The organism is Bradyrhizobium elkanii USDA 76 (assembly GCF_023278185.1).
GTDB classification, from domain to species: domain Bacteria; phylum Pseudomonadota; class Alphaproteobacteria; order Rhizobiales; family Xanthobacteraceae; genus Bradyrhizobium; species Bradyrhizobium elkanii.
The window spans coordinates 3,985,969-4,003,110 of the sequence record NZ_CP066356.1; the positions used below are offsets into that span (position 1 = coordinate 3,985,969).

The 17,142-nt window shown below is 64.1% G+C and carries 25 protein-coding genes and 2 tRNA genes; 17 read left to right on the top strand and 10 right to left on the bottom strand.

The window, feature by feature from the left end; all coding sequences use genetic code 11:
* Positions 1-39 precede the first annotated feature (39 nt).
* The 4 genes from JEY66_RS19225 (at position 40) to JEY66_RS19240 (ending at position 2,180) form a co-directional block, all read left to right on the top strand.
* A complete protein-coding gene (locus JEY66_RS19225) occupies positions 40-513 on the top strand; it encodes a cupredoxin domain-containing protein (RefSeq protein WP_016842356.1) in 474 nt (157 codons plus the stop codon).
* Positions 514-542: 29 nt separating this feature from the next.
* Entirely contained in the window at positions 543-857 is a 315-nt protein-coding gene (locus JEY66_RS19230; protein WP_016842357.1) for a copper-binding protein, read from the top strand.
* A gap of 149 nt (positions 858-1,006) precedes the next feature.
* The gene (locus JEY66_RS19235; protein WP_016842358.1) at positions 1,007-1,756 is read left to right on the top strand and encodes a cation efflux transmembrane domain-containing protein; all 750 of its coding nucleotides are present in this window, start codon (positions 1,007-1,009) and stop codon (positions 1,754-1,756) included.
* Between the two features lie 145 nt (positions 1,757-1,901).
* A complete protein-coding gene (locus JEY66_RS19240; RefSeq protein WP_018272266.1) occupies positions 1,902-2,180 on the top strand; it encodes a hypothetical protein in 279 nt (92 codons plus the stop codon).
* Positions 2,181-2,355: 175 nt separating this feature from the next.
* On the opposite strand, the gene JEY66_RS19245 is transcribed toward JEY66_RS19240, so the two are convergent.
* The gene (locus JEY66_RS19245) at positions 2,356-2,904 is read right to left on the bottom strand and encodes a tetratricopeptide repeat protein (protein WP_016842359.1); all 549 of its coding nucleotides are present in this window, start codon (positions 2,902-2,904) and stop codon (positions 2,356-2,358) included.
* A 284-nt stretch (positions 2,905-3,188) separates the two neighbouring features.
* Between JEY66_RS19245 and JEY66_RS19250 the strand changes: the two genes are divergently transcribed.
* The 4 genes from JEY66_RS19250 to JEY66_RS19265 all read left to right on the top strand — a co-directional run bounded on the left by JEY66_RS19250 (position 3,189) and on the right by JEY66_RS19265 (position 5,620).
* The gene (locus JEY66_RS19250) at positions 3,189-3,509 is read left to right on the top strand and encodes a His-rich protein BRANT (RefSeq protein ID WP_075968988.1); all 321 of its coding nucleotides are present in this window, start codon (positions 3,189-3,191) and stop codon (positions 3,507-3,509) included.
* A 229-nt stretch (positions 3,510-3,738) separates the two neighbouring features.
* Entirely contained in the window at positions 3,739-4,164 is a 426-nt protein-coding gene (locus tag JEY66_RS19255) for a hypothetical protein (RefSeq protein ID WP_016842361.1), read from the top strand.
* Between the two features lie 316 nt (positions 4,165-4,480).
* On the top strand, positions 4,481-5,197 hold the full coding sequence (locus JEY66_RS19260; protein ID WP_016842362.1) for an outer membrane protein: 717 nt from the start codon (positions 4,481-4,483) through the stop codon (positions 5,195-5,197).
* A gap of 183 nt (positions 5,198-5,380) precedes the next feature.
* Complete coding sequence (locus tag JEY66_RS19265) at positions 5,381-5,620, top strand: DUF6719 family protein (protein WP_026192929.1); 240 nt, start codon at positions 5,381-5,383, stop codon at positions 5,618-5,620.
* A 66-nt stretch (positions 5,621-5,686) separates the two neighbouring features.
* On the opposite strand, the gene JEY66_RS19270 is transcribed toward JEY66_RS19265, so the two are convergent.
* Positions 5,687-5,935, bottom strand: coding sequence for a hypothetical protein (locus JEY66_RS19270; protein WP_016843366.1), 249 nt, complete (start codon positions 5,933-5,935; stop codon positions 5,687-5,689).
* Between the two features lie 509 nt (positions 5,936-6,444).
* On the opposite strand from JEY66_RS19270, the gene JEY66_RS19275 reads away from it, so the two are divergent.
* From JEY66_RS19275 to JEY66_RS19285, 3 genes are all read left to right on the top strand, one after another.
* On the top strand, positions 6,445-6,813 hold the full coding sequence (locus tag JEY66_RS19275) for a hypothetical protein (protein ID WP_063709307.1): 369 nt from the start codon (positions 6,445-6,447) through the stop codon (positions 6,811-6,813).
* Positions 6,810-7,658 (top strand): alpha/beta fold hydrolase, encoded by an 849-nt coding sequence (locus tag JEY66_RS19280; RefSeq protein ID WP_016843369.1) that lies wholly within the window; start codon positions 6,810-6,812, stop codon positions 7,656-7,658. Before JEY66_RS19275 ends, JEY66_RS19280 begins: the two co-directional genes overlap by 4 nt.
* Positions 7,659-7,773: 115 nt before the next feature.
* A complete protein-coding gene (locus JEY66_RS19285; RefSeq protein WP_016843370.1) occupies positions 7,774-8,934 on the top strand; it encodes a DUF2652 domain-containing protein in 1,161 nt (386 codons plus the stop codon).
* Between the two features lie 36 nt (positions 8,935-8,970).
* Here JEY66_RS19285 and JEY66_RS19290 read toward each other — a convergent pair whose 3' ends face one another.
* The 7 genes from JEY66_RS19290 to JEY66_RS19320 form a co-directional block, all read right to left on the bottom strand.
* Positions 8,971-9,504 carry a hypothetical protein gene (locus tag JEY66_RS19290; protein ID WP_018272265.1) on the bottom strand — a complete coding sequence of 178 codons (534 nt, stop codon included), beginning with the start codon at positions 9,502-9,504 and terminating at the stop codon, positions 8,971-8,973.
* Positions 9,505-9,637: 133 nt separating this feature from the next.
* Positions 9,638-9,868 (bottom strand): hypothetical protein, encoded by a 231-nt coding sequence (locus JEY66_RS19295; protein ID WP_016843372.1) that lies wholly within the window; start codon positions 9,866-9,868, stop codon positions 9,638-9,640.
* 137 nt (positions 9,869-10,005) lie between these two features.
* Complete coding sequence (locus tag JEY66_RS19300) at positions 10,006-10,185, bottom strand: hypothetical protein (RefSeq protein WP_016843373.1); 180 nt, start codon at positions 10,183-10,185, stop codon at positions 10,006-10,008.
* A gap of 55 nt (positions 10,186-10,240) precedes the next feature.
* Positions 10,241-10,429, bottom strand: coding sequence for a hypothetical protein (locus JEY66_RS19305; RefSeq protein ID WP_016843374.1), 189 nt, complete (start codon positions 10,427-10,429; stop codon positions 10,241-10,243).
* A gap of 365 nt (positions 10,430-10,794) precedes the next feature.
* The gene (locus JEY66_RS19310) at positions 10,795-11,025 is read right to left on the bottom strand and encodes a hypothetical protein (RefSeq protein WP_125459437.1); all 231 of its coding nucleotides are present in this window, start codon (positions 11,023-11,025) and stop codon (positions 10,795-10,797) included.
* Between the two features lie 211 nt (positions 11,026-11,236).
* Positions 11,237-11,311 (bottom strand) — tRNA-Thr (locus JEY66_RS19315).
* 161 nt (positions 11,312-11,472) lie between these two features.
* Positions 11,473-11,910, bottom strand: a complete 438-nt coding sequence (locus JEY66_RS19320; RefSeq protein ID WP_018272263.1) for a hypothetical protein — start codon at positions 11,908-11,910, stop codon at positions 11,473-11,475.
* Positions 11,911-12,107: 197 nt separating this feature from the next.
* Between JEY66_RS19320 and JEY66_RS19325 the strand changes: the two genes are divergently transcribed.
* From JEY66_RS19325 to JEY66_RS19335, 3 genes are all read left to right on the top strand, one after another.
* A complete protein-coding gene (locus tag JEY66_RS19325) occupies positions 12,108-12,875 on the top strand; it encodes a sulfite exporter TauE/SafE family protein (RefSeq protein ID WP_016843376.1) in 768 nt (255 codons plus the stop codon).
* 172 nt (positions 12,876-13,047) lie between these two features.
* On the top strand, positions 13,048-13,521 hold the full coding sequence (locus JEY66_RS19330) for a hypothetical protein (RefSeq protein WP_018272262.1): 474 nt from the start codon (positions 13,048-13,050) through the stop codon (positions 13,519-13,521).
* Between the two features lie 95 nt (positions 13,522-13,616).
* On the top strand, positions 13,617-14,036 hold the full coding sequence (locus tag JEY66_RS19335) for a hypothetical protein (RefSeq protein ID WP_026192928.1): 420 nt from the start codon (positions 13,617-13,619) through the stop codon (positions 14,034-14,036).
* Between the two features lie 60 nt (positions 14,037-14,096).
* Here JEY66_RS19335 and rlmB read toward each other — a convergent pair whose 3' ends face one another.
* Positions 14,097-14,921, bottom strand: a complete 825-nt coding sequence (gene rlmB, locus JEY66_RS19340; protein ID WP_018272261.1) for a 23S rRNA (guanosine(2251)-2'-O)-methyltransferase RlmB — start codon at positions 14,919-14,921, stop codon at positions 14,097-14,099.
* A gap of 309 nt (positions 14,922-15,230) precedes the next feature.
* On the opposite strand from rlmB, the gene JEY66_RS19345 reads away from it, so the two are divergent.
* The 3 genes from JEY66_RS19345 (at position 15,231) to JEY66_RS19360 (ending at position 17,043) form a co-directional block, all read left to right on the top strand.
* Positions 15,231-15,316: transfer RNA gene (locus tag JEY66_RS19345), tRNA-Tyr, on the top strand.
* Positions 15,317-15,826: 510 nt separating this feature from the next.
* The gene (locus JEY66_RS19350) at positions 15,827-16,114 is read left to right on the top strand and encodes a hypothetical protein (protein WP_018272260.1); all 288 of its coding nucleotides are present in this window, start codon (positions 15,827-15,829) and stop codon (positions 16,112-16,114) included.
* A 644-nt stretch (positions 16,115-16,758) separates the two neighbouring features.
* Positions 16,759-17,043 (top strand): hypothetical protein, encoded by a 285-nt coding sequence (locus JEY66_RS19360; protein ID WP_018272259.1) that lies wholly within the window; start codon positions 16,759-16,761, stop codon positions 17,041-17,043.
* Positions 17,044-17,142 lie beyond the last annotated feature (99 nt).

Here is a 17,142-nt window from a genome sequence, read left to right on the forward strand (position 1 = left end):
GATCCGGCTCACTCACCAACCACAAGCATCAAACACAGAATGGAGAATCCAGTGAAGCAACTCACCGGCATCGGCGTCGCGCTGATCGCGCTGTCGGTCGCGGCAGTGCCGTCGCGCGGTCACGAAAAACATGGTCACGAATCCTATTCGGCCGGCGAGCCCGGCGATCCGAGCAAGCCCTCGCGCACGGTCGAGGTCGAGATGAAGGAGATGGAGTTCACGCCGTTCCGCATCGAGGTCAAGCGTGGCGAACAGATCCGCTTCGTGATCCGCAATGCCGGCACCGAGGATCACGAATTCCTGCTCGCGACCACCGAAGAGAATTTGAAGCATGCCGAAGTGATGAAGAAGCATCCGCATATGGAGCATGCCGATCCGAACGGCGTTCGCCTCGCACCGAAGAAGAGTGCGGAGATCGTCTGGAAATTCACCAAGGCCGGAACGTTCGAATATTCCTGCCTGATTCCGGATCACCGCGACTACGGGATGACCGGCCGCGTCATCGTGAAATGAAATCATCAACGAAAGAAAGGACAACAACCATGAACAGGATCATCCGGATTGCGCGCGCGGCCTCGCTTGCGCTGGCGTTGGCATTGAGTGCGCCTTGGGGCGCGGCGTTCGCGCAGGGCGCTGATATCGATGGCGAGGTCAAGAAGATCGACGAGGGCGCGGGGAAGATCACGCTCAAGCACGGCCCGGCCAGGAGCCTTGGCATGGACGAGCCGATGACGATGGTCTACCGGGTCAAGGATCCGGCGCTGCTGAAGCAGGTCAGGGTCGGCGACAAGGTCCGGTTCGAGGCCAAGGAGGGCGACGGCGGCTACACCGTCACCGCGATCCAGAAGGCAAAGTGAGGCGACGGCCCGCATCAACAGGTTGGGCTGTCGGCTGAACCCAGCCGGCAGCCCTTGACCGCGACACATGATCCGCAGAGCGGTTCCAGACGGATCGGCTTGAATGCGTTACGTGGTCGGCCTTATCCTGTCGTCTGGAAGGACGAGCAATGAACGATTGCTGTGAGCAGAAGACGACCGAATGCTGCGCACCACCGCCGCTGACGCTGCCGGTCAAGGCTCGTGTGCGGGCAGGGGACCGCGATCGCGCGGTCGATTCGTGCGGCTGCTCAGGCGGCGTTCCCGTCTTCGACGGTCTCGATCCACGCTACAGGCGCGTGCTCTGGACGGTCATCGGCATCAATGGCGCGATGTTCCTGACCGAGATGATCGCGGGTCAGCTTGCCGGATCGCAGGCGCTCAAGGCCGATGCGCTCGACTTCCTTGCTGATACGCTCACCTATGGATTGAGCCTTGCGGTGATCGGCGCCAGCCTGCGTGTGCGTGCCTCCGCTGCGCTGCTGAAGGGCGCGTCGCTGAGCCTGATGGCGCTGTGGGTGTTCGGCTCGACCGTCTACCAGACGTTCGTGCTCGGCGTGCCGAAGGCCGAGGTGATGGGCGCCATCGGCACGTTGGCACTCGCGGCCAATCTAGGTTCGGTTCTGCTTCTGCTGCCGTACAAGGACGGCGATGCCAATGTCCGCTCGGTCTGGCTCTGCTCGCGCAACGACGCGATCGGAAACCTCATCGTGATGGCGGCGGCTCTCGGCGTGTGGGGATCGGTCTCGGCCTGGCCTGACCTTGCCGTCGCCGCCGTGATGGCGATGATATTCCTTACCTCGTCGGTGCAAATCCTGCGGCAGGCATGGGCCGAATATCGCAAGGCGGCGCTCCGCAGTCCGTTAGCGGCGCATGGCTGATGAAGCCGCAAGCGCCCGGTGCTTCCTGCGACGGGCCGCGGCAGGGCAGAAATTTGCCGCGCATTTACCTTAAATGATGGCTCCGGGGGAACGTCCTTGGCAGCGGTGCGTTGCTGTGCATCATTCGCGCACAGAAGGCCCCCTCATGACAATCAACGCGGCAATACTGATGGCGGCATTGGTGCTGTCGGGAACCGTGTTGGCACAAAGCTCCGGCCCTTCGGCCGGCTCGGCGGGGGCCGGGCAGGCCGCCAATGTGACCACCACCGGTCAGGCGCTGAACAGCGCCAAGAAGACCGGCGACAGCGGGCCGCCGGTGGAGAAGGCCGCGCGTCCGGCAAAGCCGGATGCCGGCGCAGCGGGCAACACGGTGGGGGCGAGCCGCCCGCAAAAGCCCGATCGTCGCCTCGAGCATTATCCGTAATCACCATCCGTAACGATTATGCTGATCCTTGGGATGGGTGGAGCGAAGCGATACCCATCACCTCTGATCCGCGCGGAAGCATTATGGGTTTCGCTGCGCTCTACCCATCCTACAGCGCAGCAAAAAGCCGGCGCAGTCGTCGCGACTACGCCGGCTCGAAAGCGGTTGCCTTAACTCAGTAAACCAGGCCGGTGCCCGGGGGCTTCTCCAGCGCCGCGGCGAGCGAGCGATATTCGTCGCTGTTGGTGCCGGCGAGCTGGGCGATGCGATTCAGGTGGTATTGCGCCTGATCGCGGTTGCCCTGTTCGACCTGCCAGAGGCCGTAATACTGCCAGGTGCGCACATGGGCCGGGTCGGCCTTGAGCGCGCGCTCGTACCAGATCTGCGAGACCTTGTAGTCGCCGAGCTTGCGATAGGAGTAGCCGATCAGGTTGGCGACGTCGGCACGATCATCCTGGCCGAGCGCCTTCAGCTGCCCGATCGCGGCGGTGTAGTCGTGCTTGTCGTAGATCGTGGTGTAGGCGGCGCGATAGCCGGCCAGGAACTTCTGATCGTCGATCGCGGAGCTCTTGTCCTTCTTCGCCTTCTTGCCCTTGCTGCTGCCGCTGTCGGAAGCCGGCGGCGAGGGATTGTCGCTGCCCGCCGCATAGGCCGAGATGACCGGCCCGGAGGCGAGCGTCATCGAGAGCACTGCGAGGCCCAAAAACTTCGTCTTCCTGCTCATTCCTGGTTGCTCCTGATCGTTCCTGATCGTGCTCGGTAATCCTACACCGAAGCCTGATGACTTGAACACCCAGGGGTGCAGAACATTCCCGGCCGATCCCACGATTGCGTGATCCTGCTTTTCCGGCGGTAGAGGAGAACATGACAGAGATGTCATGCACATGAATGAAGTCCGTCAGGGTCCTTCAGAACGGGTTCAGTGCGCGGCCCCTAAGGTCACGTGCATTGATCGGTGAGGCCGACCATCCGGCCGGAAACCTCTCGATCCCGACGAGGAGGACCATCATGCTGAAGACGATTTCCGCCGCGCTGCTCGCCATGTCCGTGATCGCAGCGCCCGCGCTCGCCGCCGAGACCGGCAAGGCCGCAACGCCCGCGCCGGCGACCACGACCGCCCCCGCGACCAAGGCTGCCCCCGTCATCAAGAGCGAGCAGCTGCCGTCCAAGGTGCGCAGCGCCAACGCCAAGATGCACCACAAGCACTATCGTCATCACCGTCACCACAATCACATGGGCATGCTGAATGTGAAGTCGCCGAAGCATGCGACCAAGCACGTCCGTGCGAAGGTAGCGATCAAGCACGTCGCGCCGGCCAAACGCGGCTGATCAAGCGCGGTTGAATCTGATCCGAGGGGCGTAGTTTCGATCCACATTTGCCCCGCTGCGCCTTTTGGATGCAGAACCGGCCCGTCGTCCATTGCTTCCCCAATGGCGACGGGCCGGAGTGCGTCCGGCTCCGGTTGTGAACCCGGGCGAAGAATAACCGAGTTGCGAATTCCCTTCGGCCGCCCGGCAGTTTATGAGACGCCTCCGGGGACTCAGGGAACAGCGTCGTTTGCGGATTTCATCACAACTGGCAGCCATCCTGCTGCTCTCGCTTCCGCTCGCCGGCTGCCTTACCAGCGATGACGGCAGCGGGCCGACCACCTTCACCGACGATCGGGGCGTCGCCAACCAGCCGTTCCCGGACCGCTACCGCGACCAGATCCTCGCGTTCATGCGGACCTACCTGAACAATCCGGTCGGGGTCCGCGAGGCTGCTATCGCCGAGCCGGCGCAGCGCACGGTCGGCGGCCGGCTGCGCTACGTCGTGTGCCTGCGCTACAGCGCGAAGGATACCGACGGCAATTACCGCCCGGCCCGGGAGCGCGGTGTCCTGTTTGTCGACGGCCGGCTCGACCGCATCCTCGACAACCCCGCCGAGCCCTGCGCCGGCGCGTCCTATGCGGCTTTTCCGGAACTGGAAAAGATGTCGCGCTAGGGCATGATCCGGAAAAGTGTGAGGTGCTGACCGCGCTTCTGCGCGGCCGCTTGTCGCAAGCCTGATCGAAACGTTAGCGAACTCCGATCACTTTTCGGGGAGCGTTGAACTTCACTTTAGCCGTTTGCGACTTACATTCAGGCGAGATGCGGCTGCTTAACCGGTGAAAAAAACCTTCTGTGCCAGGGAACAGACGGGCGTTGTTGCGACCCTGTCACAGCTCGGAAACATCACGGGTGCGGCATTGCCCCAAAGCAACCTAATTGAGGTCACGTTGTTTGGCTTAACAGCGCAGCGTTAGTAACGGGGACCAGAAATGAAGAAGTTTTTGTTCGGCACAGTCGCGCTGGCCGCCCTTGCGGGCCCTGCGTTTGCGGCTGACATGCCGGCCCGCACCTATACCAAGGCACCGCCGCCCTATACCGCACCCGCCGTCGTCTACAACTGGACCGGTTTCTATATCGGCGGCCATGTCGGCGGCGCGTTCACCGACGGCAACAACCTGATGGGCAGCGACGCGCGCTTCATGGGTGGCGTGCAGGGCGGCTTCGACTATCAGTTCGCCCCGAACTGGGTGATGGGCGCCGAGGCGCAGTATTCCTGGCTGCCCAGCTCCTCGAACAATGGCGTGTTGCTCCCGGGCGGAACGCTGGTGACCGGCAACACCGACCAGATCGGTTCGGTGACCGGCCGCCTTGGCTACACCTGGGGTCCCGCGCTGCTCTACGCCAAGGGCGGTTATGCCTGGCGCGACAACAACAACATCACCGCGTCGGTCGGCGGCGTGCCGGCGTCCTTCACCACCGATGGCGGCCACAAGGACGGCTATACGGTCGGCGCGGGCCTCGAATACATGTTCGCCCCGAACTGGTCGGCGAAGGCCGAATACCAGTACTACAATTTCGGCAAGACCAACTTCACCAGCGGCCCGGCCGACCTCGTCGGCACGAGCTTCCGGAACGACGAGCACACCGTCAAGCTCGGGGTCAACTACCGCTTCGGCTGGGGTGGCCCGGTCGGCTCCCGCTACTGATCGCGGCTTCATCGCATCAATGAAAAGGCCGGCCTTAGGGTCGGCCTTTTTGTTTGCCGGACGCTGTCTCATTCAGCTGATGTTCACGCCTGATCGTGCAATGCAAAAAATAATTCCTGCATGGCACGGAACTTTCATCGTGCTGCGCTATTATGCGGTCGCCGGGCTGGTGGACAAACGAACATGCGTAGTTTTGCGTTAGGGCTGATCCTCTCTGCGGTCTCCGTGCCGTGCCTTGCCCAGACTATCCTCAAATCCGAACCCCTGGCGCTCGCGCCTTATGAGGTCGTATTCGTGCAGGACGCGTCCTGCTCGGCTGGCAAGGTGCTCAAGGTGACCGGCGCGATCCGCGGTCTGCATCGGCGGAAGATTTGCGTTTCGCTCGCCGCCGAACAGGCCTCGCTGGCGACGGCAACGCCGTAGGCGCGGGGCGACCGCACCCATTGCATCCCCGGTCCGCCGCTGCGCGCCGGCCAGCCTACCGTCTGATCAGTTCAACCGCGGCTCCAGGCGCGCTTCGCGATCGGCATCGGCCTTGTTCTTGGCCGGATCCTCGTTCGGCTCGAGCTGACAGGGCCGGATCTCGTAGTCGTTATCCAGCACCGGGCGGGGCGCGGACTTCTCCTCGGAAATGGCATCCACCACCAGGCCGGATTTCCTGGCCAGCGTCCAGACATCCGCCTCGGTCGGGTAGGCCTTGCTCAGTTTGGCGTCCTGATAAAACAGCGCGTACGGCATTCGTCGTTCCCCAAACAACCGACAACGCCAGCCCCCGTTTTGGGTTTCAGGCAATATCGCCGTTCCGGTCACGGAACCGTGAGCGAGCATCTGCGGCAAGCATCTGAAAATATGAGTCATTTCGGCCCTTTCGCGGAAGGGCCTTGAGTCCTTAACGGGTGGTAAACCCCGGAAAAAAGAATCCCCGGGACTCGCCGGCTAGAATCGCCGGATGCTTCGGTCCATGAGAGCGATCCACCAGCCCCCCTACGAACGCGTGCAGCTCGCGCTTGCGGTTGCGCTGCTCGCGGCCTGCGCCGCCAACGTGGCGCTGGTCTGGTCCTGGCTCTAGATATCCTGGCTCTAGATCTCCCGGCTCTCGCCAAAATTCGTATGTGGCGGCCACGCGAAATCGCCGGAGCCGCGCGGCGCCGCTGGCGATTGACGGCACCTGCATTCCTCCCATCATTGCCGGCAGAACAAGCGCCCGCTGCGCCCTGCGCGGACGGGCCGCGATCGGGGGAGCCGATATGATCGACACGCTGAAGGAACGGGTCAACGGCGACGCTGGCCTGGTGCGGCGCGGCCGCTACCTCACCACGACATTCCTGCTCGAGATCGGCGCCGCCGCCTGGCTGATCGCGATCCATGAGGGCCGCATCGTCGCGGTCACGAAGGGCCCGTTCGTGATGCCGTCGTCGTCGTTCGCGCTGCGCACCTCGCAGGCGGAGTGGGACCGGTTCTGCGAAGAGCGGCCGCCGCCGGGCTCGAACGACCTGATGGCGCTGATCAAGCGCCGCGTGCTGAAGGCCGAGGGCGAGCTGCAGATCTTCATGGCGAACCTGCGCTACTTCAAGGAGGCGCTGGGCAAGCTGCGCCGCGAGGGAGTGGCCGCATGAGCGCGAGATTCGAACCGATCGTCGGCCGTTACATGCATCTGGAGCTGTTCGGCCGGGCCCACCGCGTCTATGTCGAGGAGGCGGGCGAGGGCACGCCGCTGCTCTGCCTGCACACCGCAGGGGCGGACGGGCGGCAATATCGCGGCCTGATGAACGATGCGCGGGTCACGCGCAACCACCGCGTCATCGCCTTCGACATGCCCTGGCACGGCAAGTCGTCGCCGCCGCAGGGCTGGCACGACGAGGAGTACCAGCTCACCTCCGCGCAATACACGACCATGATCCTCGCGGTGATGGACGCGCTCGACCTCGACAGGCCGATCGTGATCGGCTGCTCGATCGGCGGCCGGATCGCGCTGCATCTCGCGCTGGAGCATCCCGAACGTTTCCGCGCCATCATCGGCCTGCAGGCCGGCGCGCATGTCGATCCCTATTACGACCTGAATTTCCTGCACCGGCCGGACGTGCATGGCGGCGAGGTCGCCGCCGCCATCGTCTCGGGCCTCGTCGGCCCCGACGCGCCCGACAAGGAGCGGTGGGAGACGCTGTGGCACTACATGCAGGGCGGGCCCGGCGTGTTCAAGGGCGACCTCTATTTCTACAAGATCGACGGCGACATCCGCGCCCGCGTCGCCGAGATCGACACGAGACGTTGCCCGCTGTTCCTGCTGTCGGGCGAGTACGATTATTCCTGCACCCCGGAAGAGACGCTGGCGGTGGCGAACAGCATCGCCGGAGCCGAGGTCACCATCATGAAGGGCCTCGGCCATTTCCCGATGAGCGAGAATCCGGGCGAGTTTCTCAAGCATCTGCTGCCGGTGCTGGAGCAGATCGGCGGCCGCTAGAGGCAGATGCTTGCGAGCGCAGGGCGGTTGCTTTGATCCTCGACTGCGGGCGGTGCGGTATGACAGACTGCGCGTCCGCACGATTGGGCGTGAACCGGTTGCGCAGGAGGTCCCCATGCTTCCGAAGGCTGAAGCGGCCTATTTCGCGATTGCCGATATCTCCGGCTATACCAACTTCCTCGCGGCGGTCGAGCTCGACCATGCGCAGGACATCATCGCCGATTTCATGGATACGGTGGTGAAAGCGCTGCGCCCGCCATTCCGCCTCGCCAAGTTCGAAGGCGACGCCGCGTTCGTCTACACCACCGCCGAAAAGATCGACGGCTCGCTGCTGCAGGACGCGATCGAGGGCGCCTATTTCAAATTCCGGCGGCGCCTGCGCAGTGTGCGCCAGGCCTCGACTTGCGAGTGTCAAGCCTGCGTCGCGATGGGCGATCTCGATTTCAAGTTCGTTATTCATCATGGCGAGATGGTGAAGCAGAAGATGGGCGGGAGAGAGGAACTCGCCGGGCGCGACGTCATTCTGGTTCACCGGCTGCTCAAGAACACGGTTGGTGAGAAGATCGGCGGGCGCGCGTATGCGCTCTACAGCGACGCGGCCATCCGCGCGATGGGCGTCGATCCGGTCGCGCAGGGTCTCATCGCGCATCACGAAACCATCGACGTCATCGGCGACGTGACGCTGTGGGCGCGCGATCTCGAGGCGGCGTGGCGGCAGGAAGACGCGCAAACCCGGATGCAGGTGACGCGCGACGATGCCTACGCCATACTGGAATTCGACATCGCCGCGCCGCGGCAGACGGTGTGGGAGTTTTTCACCGTGCCCGGGCAATGGCAGAAATGGTGGGACGCCGACGCCATCGTCGAGGATTCCGGCAAGGGACGACGCGGTCTCGGCACCAAGAACCACTGTATGCACGGCAACCATACCGTCGTTGAGGAGATGCTCGATTGGCGCCCGACCGATTATTTTACGGTGGGCATTACGCTTCCAATTCCCGGCGCGCCGCGGATCGTGATGACTCGCGCCGTTCTGGACGGTCCAGACGGAATGACGCATCTGGAGCTGCGGGTCGCCAAGCCTAAGCCAAAGGATCGAGAGTTCGTCGACGGCGCCGCAGCCAAATACACCGAACGCATGACCAAGGCGATCGCCGGTTTGCGATCCATGCTGGAGGGGAAGCAGCCTGTCCTCGACGCAGTGGAAGATCCGGCGCTGACGCGATCGGGCGGACGCTTTCTGACCGAACCGGTAAAATCGGGCGCGCGCGGCTGATGCCCAACGCACGCTCCGGAGTCTAATGGGGCTGCGCTACTTGCCCGAGCGCGGCAGCTCGTTGATCGCGGCGCGGACCTTGGCCATGGTCGTGGTGCAGTATTCCTCGCGCTCCTTCAGGAAGCGCTGCTGCTGGGCGCGGAAATTGGCAACCCGTTCCCGCACCTCGGATCCGAAGTCGCCGCTGATGTCGAGCCTGGCAAAATGCGGCAGCTGCGCCGGCTGAGGCGGGACTTCGACGACCGTCACCGCCAAGGGCGACGGAGCGGGGGGCAGGCCCTCGATCACGGTCGGCACCGGAAGCGGAGGCGGCACCACCGCAGCCCGCACCTCGGCCGCAGGCTTGACGCTGAACGTGGCGATCGCCTCGGCCAAGGCCTGTTCAGCGGCGGTTGGCAACGCGGCGGGGGCAGGTGTAGCGGCAGGCGGCGTGGCGGTCGGCTGGGCCGCAGGCGGCGCCGTCTGCCGGGCAGGCGCCGGCAGCTCGGCGTCGGGCAGCTTGCCCTTCACCGACTGTACGAAGGCCATTGTCTGCGCGATCAGGAGATCGCGTTCCTTCATCCACTTCATGGCGCACCCTGAGCGCGCGGATTCCAGCAAAGCAACCGCGCGGAATCAAGCGCTCGCCATCATGATGGTTGACGAAGACGACTGTTTGGTAGGCGCGGTGACATAATTGTGACACGTGCCGGGCGCGGACGGGTCAGCGCTGACGGGGATTGGTGTTCGGGACGAACGGGATACCGACGATCCGGACCGGGGTCTGGGCCAGTCCCTGATTCGGCGCCGACGCTTGATTCGCGGCCGGCCGAGGCGCGGGGTTCGCCGGCGCGGGCGCCTGATCGAGCAGGGCGACGAGGCCGGCCGCGGCCACGCTGAGCAGCGTGAACGTGCCCAGGAGCAGCAGATTGCGGTTGGATTCGCGGACCCTCATACGAGGAAAATCGCGTGAGCGGGCATAACGTTCCGAACAAATCCTCAGACGTTTTCGCGCGGATTTCGTCGCATCTTAAGAACGAGCATCAGGAGAGGACGAACCGGTGTGCCGGCAGGAACGGGGCAGGGTTCGGCCTAATGGGCCGTTACCGCGGCGGGTACCTGCTCGGTGCTGCGCGCCTCGATCAGGTCGGCGTAGCGGCCATATTCCTCGGCCATTTCGAGCAGCTTCTCGCGCACCGCGGCGTCGGTCACCTGCCGGGCCAGCCGTCGCGCCTGATCGGATTGGAAGCGGTAATGTGCTGTGTCGGACATGGTGGCGGCTCCTCACATATCTGTAAGGGCCACCCGGCAAAGGTTCATTAAGGTGTCATTGCAGCGTCGGTGGGCGATCCGCCGGCGGAGCCGCCGCGGCGGGCCGCGTCTTGTCCTCGCGGACCTCGACTTCGAACCAGCCCATCTCCTTCAGCTCGCGTGCCTTCTTCTCGGCCGCGTCTTCGCTGTCGCGCTTCAGCACGATTTGGCTGGTGCCATCTCGGGCAAGGATCAAATAGGTCATTGGCTGAGTCCCACCCCGCATTCTGCATACCCCGTTTGGGGCCGCAAGAACAGAAGCAAGGCGAGGGATGGGTGATCCTACGGGAAGGATCCCACGATTCCTGCCAGGGAGGTGTCGCAGCGGCTTTCCGAACCGGCCCTGCGGCGCAGCGTCGGTTCGGAAGGGGCGAACTACCTCAGCGCTTCACGACCAGTCGATGTGGCGGTTCCTGTCGTCCCATCGATGTGCTTAGCGTTGGGTGCAGACGAACCGAGTGCCGTTCTTCGTCGTGCCGGTGGAAATCACAAGTGGTCGTTGCGAGGGGACTCAACGTTCTTGCAGGGCTTCATGCAAAACATTGCGGCGCGCCGAGGTCGTTGCATTGGCTATCGGTGAACGCGATCGACGATGTTGCACTCCCGACCACCGGAATAATACGGCTCGCTCTGCACATTGCGGGCAATCAAGCGAAGCGCTTTGATTGAATCGCGACGACGTGTTCGAATCGCAGCCGGGAAAGACGCGCGGCGCAAAGCCGCGCATATCTGGATGGAGGACGCGATGCCCAGGCACTTCGGTTTGAAGGCAGCATCGGCCGCAGGACGGTCGGCGTTCACGGGGTCATCGAAGGATTTGCAGCAGCGGACTGCTTCGGCGTCGGCATCGAAGAAGCGTGCTCCGGACAGCTCTGCAGCGTCGAAGCACGCTTCCCCATGCTCGGAACTGCCCTATTCGCCTGCGAGCTGGCGGGGCTGCCGTGGCCGGCGGTCGATCTCGGCAGACTGAAGCTGGGTCGCGGCGGCCAGGATGGCGGAAATCCAAGCCAAATGGTGCCGGCTGAGGGGATTGAACCCCCGACCTTCAGTTTACAAAACTGCTGCTCTACCGCTGAGCTAAGCCGGCGAATTGGCAATGATTTGCGCGCTCGCATAGCAGACTTGGCGCGCCAGAGCCAGAACCAAGGCTTGAACCGAGCAGGCGAGAAGCGATCGCGCCCCCGGATCGGCCCGACAGCAAAAGGCGGCCCGCAGGCCGCCTTTTGCGCCGTCGGCCTGTCAGCTGAGCTACTGGCACGGATGCCGTCGGCCGTCGCTGCCGCGGAACCAGGTGCCGGGGGTGCAGACAAAGCCGTTCTGCCGGGCATATTCGGCGCCGCCGATCGGGGTGCGGGCATAGTCGGGGCCGCCAAACGGGGCGGTGGCGACCGCAGCCGCCGTGCCGACCGCGCCGCCGACGACGCCACCGGCCACGCGGGCCGCGGCGTCGACAGGCGCGAACGGGCCGGGGTCATAGCGGTTGTAGCTGCTCTGCCAGTCGCGGTCCCGCCGATCGATGCGCTGGTGATAGGCGGCGCGGGTGCCTGGTGCCATCGCCTGGCATCGGGCGTCCGGCCAGGCATTCGAGCAGCGCGCGGCGGTGCCGATCGTCTGTTGCGCCATCGCCGGGCTCGCCAGTGCCGAGGCGAGCAGGGCTGCTGCGCCGAGGATTCTGAAGTGTGTCATGCAAGGCCTCCTCTCGTCGTGGTGGACGGCTAATTTCGCCGTGCAGCGCTCGTTCCGCCGCGGCCTTGCCCTGCGTTCAAACCAGTGTGAAGTTCCGCAGGCTCGTGCGCATGATGCGTTCCGGAGCACGCTGCCTTCGACGAGAATTGCGTGTACAGCGGTGAACGAACTGGTGTCGGTGCCGACGCGGGGGATTGATGTTCGGAATCTTGAGTCTTGGCTTTCTGCTCGGCATGCAGCATGCGCTGGAGCCGGATCATATCGCGGCGGTATCGAGCATCGCGGCCCGCCGCACCCATGTCGGTGACATCGTCAAGCACGGGCTGACCTGGGGGCTTGGCCACACGCTCACTTTGTTCATCTTTGCCGGCGCCGCGATCCTGCTCGGGCGCGCGATTCCCGAGACGGTATCGCAGCCGATCGAGACCGCGGTCGGCATCATGCTGGTCGGCCTCGGCGCGCATGTGTGGTGGCGGCTGTGGCGCGACCGCGTGCACTTCCACACCCATTCGCATGGCGACGGCACCACGCATTTCCACGCCCACAGCCATGCCGGTGAAGCCGTGGCGGCTACGTCCACCGTGGCGGTTACGTCCACCGTAGCGCGTGCGTCCACCGTGGCGCTTGCGTCCACCGTGCCGCACGTCCGCGCCGCGCACAGCCATGCGCACGGCTTCCGCTGGCGCACGCTCCTGGTCGGCCTGATGCACGGCATGGCCGGCTCGGCGGCGCTGTTGGTGCTGACGGTGTCGCAGGCCCCAAGTCCAGTGATCGGGCTCGGCTATGTCGCGCTGTTCGGCATCGGCTCGATGATCGGCATGGGCGTGCTGTCCAGCGTGATCGCGGTGCCGCTCGCAGCCTCGGCGCGCTGGCTGACCTGGGCCAATCACGGCCTGCAAACGGCGGTCGGCGCGGTCACGATCGCGATCGGCGTCCACTCGATCGTCGAGAACGCCTTCACCTGACGGGTAGGCGGCTTCCGGGCGCCCGTTAACGATTTCTGATTCCGCACGGCCGCATTGACCGGATGCCGATGCTTACGCGTTAGGCTTACCGGCAGTTTGGCCGGCGTCCTTAACCCTTCCGCCGAGCCGTTGGATTAGGTTGTGGTGGAACAATTCGGGACGCTGGGTGAACATGCGCGCAAGTCTTGCGCTGGCGATATTGGCTGCGATGACCTCGACGGCGCTGGCCGGCGGCGGCTTCGACATTGTCGTGCCGGTGCGGCCCGGCGTGCCGATCATCATTAACGGCGTCGACGCCTCCTATGCCGTGGTCGAAAGCGCGATGGGGCTCGCCCGCAACGAGTCGATGGTGCCGACCGTCTATGGCGGCCGCCCGATCGATCCCCAGCCGAATGTCGGCCACTATTATCCGAGCCTTGGCCGCATGCCGGGTTACGGCCGCCTCGAGATCGAGCCGCCGGCCAACCGCCGCCTGCCCAAGCCGGCCGAGAGCTATCATCAATCGTGGGGCGCGGAATCGGCGCCGCTGCCGGCACAGTCCAACGTGCCGGTCGATCCGCCGCCGGTGATCTACGCGCCGGAGTTCAACGGGCCGCGGCCGCTGCCGCGCCCGTTCCCGCGGCCACCGCGACCCAGAGGATTCTGAAATCGACTGCCCGAAATCAAGAGCCCCGCGAAACGGGGGTCCTGAATAGCCATCAAGAGCTACGCGACGAACAGAGAGACCTACAGGAGAGAGTAATGCGTCAAATGATCAAAGGACTGATTGCGGCGGTGGCCGTCATGCTGAGCGCGCCCGCAATGGCGTGCGGATTCAACCCTTGCGGCTATTCCGCGCCCGTCGTGAATTACGGCTGCGGTGGTTGCGGGGGTTACGGCTACGGCTACGGTTACGGCGCCGTCGAACGTCTGCCCGACCCGGATGCCGCTTATCCCAGCGCGGCGCAGCAGTACTATTACGTCAACCAGGGACCTACCTACACCGGTCCGGGCAACTGGGCACCGCGCCCGTACTACCGCGAAGGCTACGGCCGCCCGTATTACGGCTATCGCCGCTACGGCTACCGTCACTACGGCTACCGCCATCACTACGGCTATCGTTCGCACTACGGCTATCGCTACGGCCGCTACGGCCATCCGGTGCTGCGCCGCTACTACTGATCCGATCGTCAGTTCGAGAGATCAGCGCCCGTTCGCGTCACGCGAGCGGGCGTTTGTCGTTCACATCAGCCCGAGCCGGCTGGCGCCGATATAGAGCGCGAGCACACAGGCGTTCGACACGTTGAGGCTCTTGATCTCGCCGGGCATGTCGAGGCGGGCGACGAGGCGGCAGGTCTCGCGCGTCAATTGCCGCAAGCCCTTGCCTTCGGCGCCGAGCACCAGCGCGAGCGGCGCTTGCAGCGCGGCCTTGCCGAGATCCTCGGTGCCCTCGCTGTCGAGGCCGACGGTCTGGAAGCCGCGCTCGTTCAACTCGTTCAGCGCGCGCGCAAGGTTCTGCACGGTGACGACAGGCACCAGTTCGAGCGCGCCGGAGGCGGACTTCGCCAGCACGCCGGTCGCCTCCGGGCTGTGGCGGGCGGTGGTGACGATCGCCTTCACCGCGAACGCCGCGGCCGAGCGCAGGATGGCGCCGACATTGTGCGGATCGGTGATCTGGTCGAGCACCAGCACGATGCCCTCCAGCGCCAGCGTGTCGATGCCGGGCGAGGGCAGGGGATCGGCCTCCGCCAGGAGGCCCTGATGCACCGCATCGGGGGTGAGGCGCCGGTCGATCTCGCTCGGCCGGACGATCTCGGGGGCGACGCGGGTCGCGATGTTTTCGTCGGCGAGGCGCTTGGCCGCGTTCTCGGTGAGGTAAAGCTTGCGGATATGGCGGTCGGGGTTGGCAAGCGCGGCCGACACCGTGTGCCAGCCGTACAGAATCACCGGCCCGTCGGAACCGGATTCGCGTTCCCGCCGGGCCGGCGGACGGCCGAATTTCGGCCCTTTTTGGAAGGGTTTACCGCCCTTGCCTCGGAAATTGGGTTTGCGGTCGCGGTCGCTCATGTGAGGCTTGTGTCACGGCTCCCGAATATTGGCAATTTTACACAGCGTTTTCGAGCGAAGTGGGGGCCGGTTCGCGTGAAGAAAACGCGACAAAACAAGAATCTAGCCGCAAGACTCACGACTTTGGAACAGAGATCGCCCGAGCCTGCAAAAGTATCCCAATTAGATGGCTGGCTTGGTTGACTTTGGGGACCGCCTTCCCCCATAAACGCGCCCGACCGCGCACCCGCTTCGGGTCGGCCGGTTATCAGCGTCATTTCGATGACCCGGTCCGCCGCCACTCGCGCGGCCGGTCTGATGCTGTTGGACGGGGGAGTGTCCCGAGTGGCAAAGGGAGCTGACTGTAAATCAGCCGCCTCATGGCTTCGCAGGTTCGAGTCCTGCCTCCCCCACCAATCAAATCAATCACTTACGACGCTTGCCTTCCACGTCATCCGATCGCCTCGAATGGTGGAAGGATGGTGGAAGGATTGGGAGCCTGTAGTAGCGGGAACCCGGTAGCCGGGGACTAGCGGCGTTCGTGCCCAAGGGTCTGGCCGGAACGTTTCCCGCTGTTCACGGCTTATGGGACTAGCCAGCGCGGCGCGCGGTCCCTGATGGTTCATCCGCCAGCCCCGGAGATCAGGGACCGCGCACTTCGCCGGGCGGCCACCTTCCGCCCGCAATTCTCCCGGCTTGAATATCGCGGACAACCAAGATCGAGCCACCATCCGGCCCGAGCGAGGCCATGAAGGCGAACAACGGTCGTGATGCCAGCAGCGGCGAGGCAGCGCGGTCCCGGCCATGAACCCTCAGCCAGTCCCGGACGGGACCGCGCCCTCGTATCGCCCAAATCAGTCATCGTACCACGCACGGGCCCGCGTGTTTCTTTGCGTCGTTCAAGAGGCTGAAACGGCGGTGGCGGCATGAGTATGTTTCTTGTTTTCGGACATGCCTTCAGCGCGTCCATTGAGCCGAAGATCGCGCATCTTCTGCACGATCGCGAGGCCTTTAAGAAGGCATTCGCGGCTGGGTTTGAGGAGGCGGCTGCTGCCGGATTCGATGCCGTGGATAAATTGCCGGTCGTGCTTGATGACGCGCTGATCAGAACAACCTTCCAAGTGCTGGTAGATAAGTTCAATCGATCAAACGACACAGCGGAGCGGCGTAAAATCGTCGCCGAAATACTGAAGCTGGCGGAGTCGGCAAAATGATCACAACCGCCGACATCGAATTGCGCGCCCTCGTGATGCCCGAATCTGAATCGCTGATGGAGTAGCCGGAAACTCACACTTTCGGCATGGCTTGACGGCCCGGCCGACCCCAGACTACCCCAAGGTCGGGCCGCCTTTTTTCTAATTTTCAGCAGGATCAATTGCAGCGCATTGGGCGCACCAATGGCAGAGGCATACCCGGTCAAGATCACGTTCGGAGAGCTGCGCGAGCAGGGCTATCGCGGGATCATCGTCTATTGCCGCGACTACTCATGCAGCCATAACGTGCGGATCAGCGCTGACATATGGCCTGATCACGTCAGGCTCTCTGATGTAGAGCCAAGCTTCAGATGCACCGCATGCGGAAGAAAGGGAGGCGAGATCAGAGCCGATCCGGATAGCTACGTCCGAACCCGATCAGTATAGACCTTGATGGGGAGGATCGCTGCGATGAAGTGTCCGGCATGCGACGACTGCGGTTGGGTCTGCGAGAGCCACCCTGAGCGGGCATGGATGGGTAACTGTGCCTGCTCATGCGGTGGGGCTGGCGCTCCGTGCCCTCAGTGCAACCCGAGCGACGAGGACAATCCACCGCGACCTCCGAAGGGATTTAGAACAGAGTTCGATAAGGAGGGCTGGCGTCATTGACGGGATGGCGACGACCTTTCGATGATCCAATCATCCTCCCAAATGGCCGGAAGCTGATCACGCTGCACGATGCAGCGACCTACATCACCGAGTTGCCGAAGTCCGAGCAGGATGCGCTGGAATGGCAGGCTGCGATCGAGGCGCTGATGCTGGTGGCGCGCGGCGGCCCGACGATGCTGGCGCGGATCGGCGTTATGCGAGCATTGAACAGGCACGAGCCAGCGCAACAGCCGCGTCGCAAGCAGGCGAAGTCGTACAGGGTGATTGGCTCAACGAGTTGAAGGATTTTCTGGCTGAACGCCGGGCTTGTTCAGGGGCCCGTGCGCCTCGTATAAGGTAATTTAGCAACTTAGACGCTAAAGATCATGTGTCGGTATACC

Excerpts from the sequence above, each read along its gene's own strand:
- JEY66_RS19225 (WP_016842356.1), top strand. The coding sequence starts at position 40 with ATGGAGAATCCAGTGAAGCAACTCACCGGCATCGGCGTCGCGCTGATC.
- JEY66_RS19230 (WP_016842357.1), top strand. The coding sequence starts at position 543 with ATGAACAGGATCATCCGGATTGCGCGCGCGGCCTCGCTTGCGCTGGCG.
- JEY66_RS19235 (WP_016842358.1), top strand. The coding sequence starts at position 1,007 with ATGAACGATTGCTGTGAGCAGAAGACGACCGAATGCTGCGCACCACCG.
- JEY66_RS19240 (WP_018272266.1), top strand. The coding sequence starts at position 1,902 with ATGACAATCAACGCGGCAATACTGATGGCGGCATTGGTGCTGTCGGGA.
- JEY66_RS19245 (WP_016842359.1), bottom strand. The coding sequence starts at position 2,904 with ATGAGCAGGAAGACGAAGTTTTTGGGCCTCGCAGTGCTCTCGATGACG.
- JEY66_RS19250 (WP_075968988.1), top strand. The coding sequence starts at position 3,189 with ATGCTGAAGACGATTTCCGCCGCGCTGCTCGCCATGTCCGTGATCGCA.
- JEY66_RS19260 (WP_016842362.1), top strand. The coding sequence starts at position 4,481 with ATGAAGAAGTTTTTGTTCGGCACAGTCGCGCTGGCCGCCCTTGCGGGC.
- JEY66_RS19265 (WP_026192929.1), top strand. The coding sequence starts at position 5,381 with ATGCGTAGTTTTGCGTTAGGGCTGATCCTCTCTGCGGTCTCCGTGCCG.
- JEY66_RS19270 (WP_016843366.1), bottom strand. The coding sequence starts at position 5,935 with ATGCCGTACGCGCTGTTTTATCAGGACGCCAAACTGAGCAAGGCCTAC.
- JEY66_RS19275 (WP_063709307.1), top strand. The coding sequence starts at position 6,445 with ATGATCGACACGCTGAAGGAACGGGTCAACGGCGACGCTGGCCTGGTG.
- JEY66_RS19280 (WP_016843369.1), top strand. The coding sequence starts at position 6,810 with ATGAGCGCGAGATTCGAACCGATCGTCGGCCGTTACATGCATCTGGAG.
- JEY66_RS19285 (WP_016843370.1), top strand. The coding sequence starts at position 7,774 with ATGCTTCCGAAGGCTGAAGCGGCCTATTTCGCGATTGCCGATATCTCC.
- JEY66_RS19290 (WP_018272265.1), bottom strand. The coding sequence starts at position 9,504 with ATGAAGTGGATGAAGGAACGCGATCTCCTGATCGCGCAGACAATGGCC.
- JEY66_RS19295 (WP_016843372.1), bottom strand. The coding sequence starts at position 9,868 with ATGAGGGTCCGCGAATCCAACCGCAATCTGCTGCTCCTGGGCACGTTC.
- JEY66_RS19300 (WP_016843373.1), bottom strand. The coding sequence starts at position 10,185 with ATGTCCGACACAGCACATTACCGCTTCCAATCCGATCAGGCGCGACGG.
- JEY66_RS19305 (WP_016843374.1), bottom strand. The coding sequence starts at position 10,429 with ATGACCTATTTGATCCTTGCCCGAGATGGCACCAGCCAAATCGTGCTG.
- JEY66_RS19320 (WP_018272263.1), bottom strand. The coding sequence starts at position 11,910 with ATGACACACTTCAGAATCCTCGGCGCAGCAGCCCTGCTCGCCTCGGCA.
- JEY66_RS19325 (WP_016843376.1), top strand. The coding sequence starts at position 12,108 with ATGTTCGGAATCTTGAGTCTTGGCTTTCTGCTCGGCATGCAGCATGCG.
- JEY66_RS19330 (WP_018272262.1), top strand. The coding sequence starts at position 13,048 with ATGCGCGCAAGTCTTGCGCTGGCGATATTGGCTGCGATGACCTCGACG.
- JEY66_RS19335 (WP_026192928.1), top strand. The coding sequence starts at position 13,617 with ATGCGTCAAATGATCAAAGGACTGATTGCGGCGGTGGCCGTCATGCTG.
- rlmB (WP_018272261.1), bottom strand. The coding sequence starts at position 14,921 with ATGAGCGACCGCGACCGCAAACCCAATTTCCGAGGCAAGGGCGGTAAA.
- JEY66_RS19350 (WP_018272260.1), top strand. The coding sequence starts at position 15,827 with ATGAGTATGTTTCTTGTTTTCGGACATGCCTTCAGCGCGTCCATTGAG.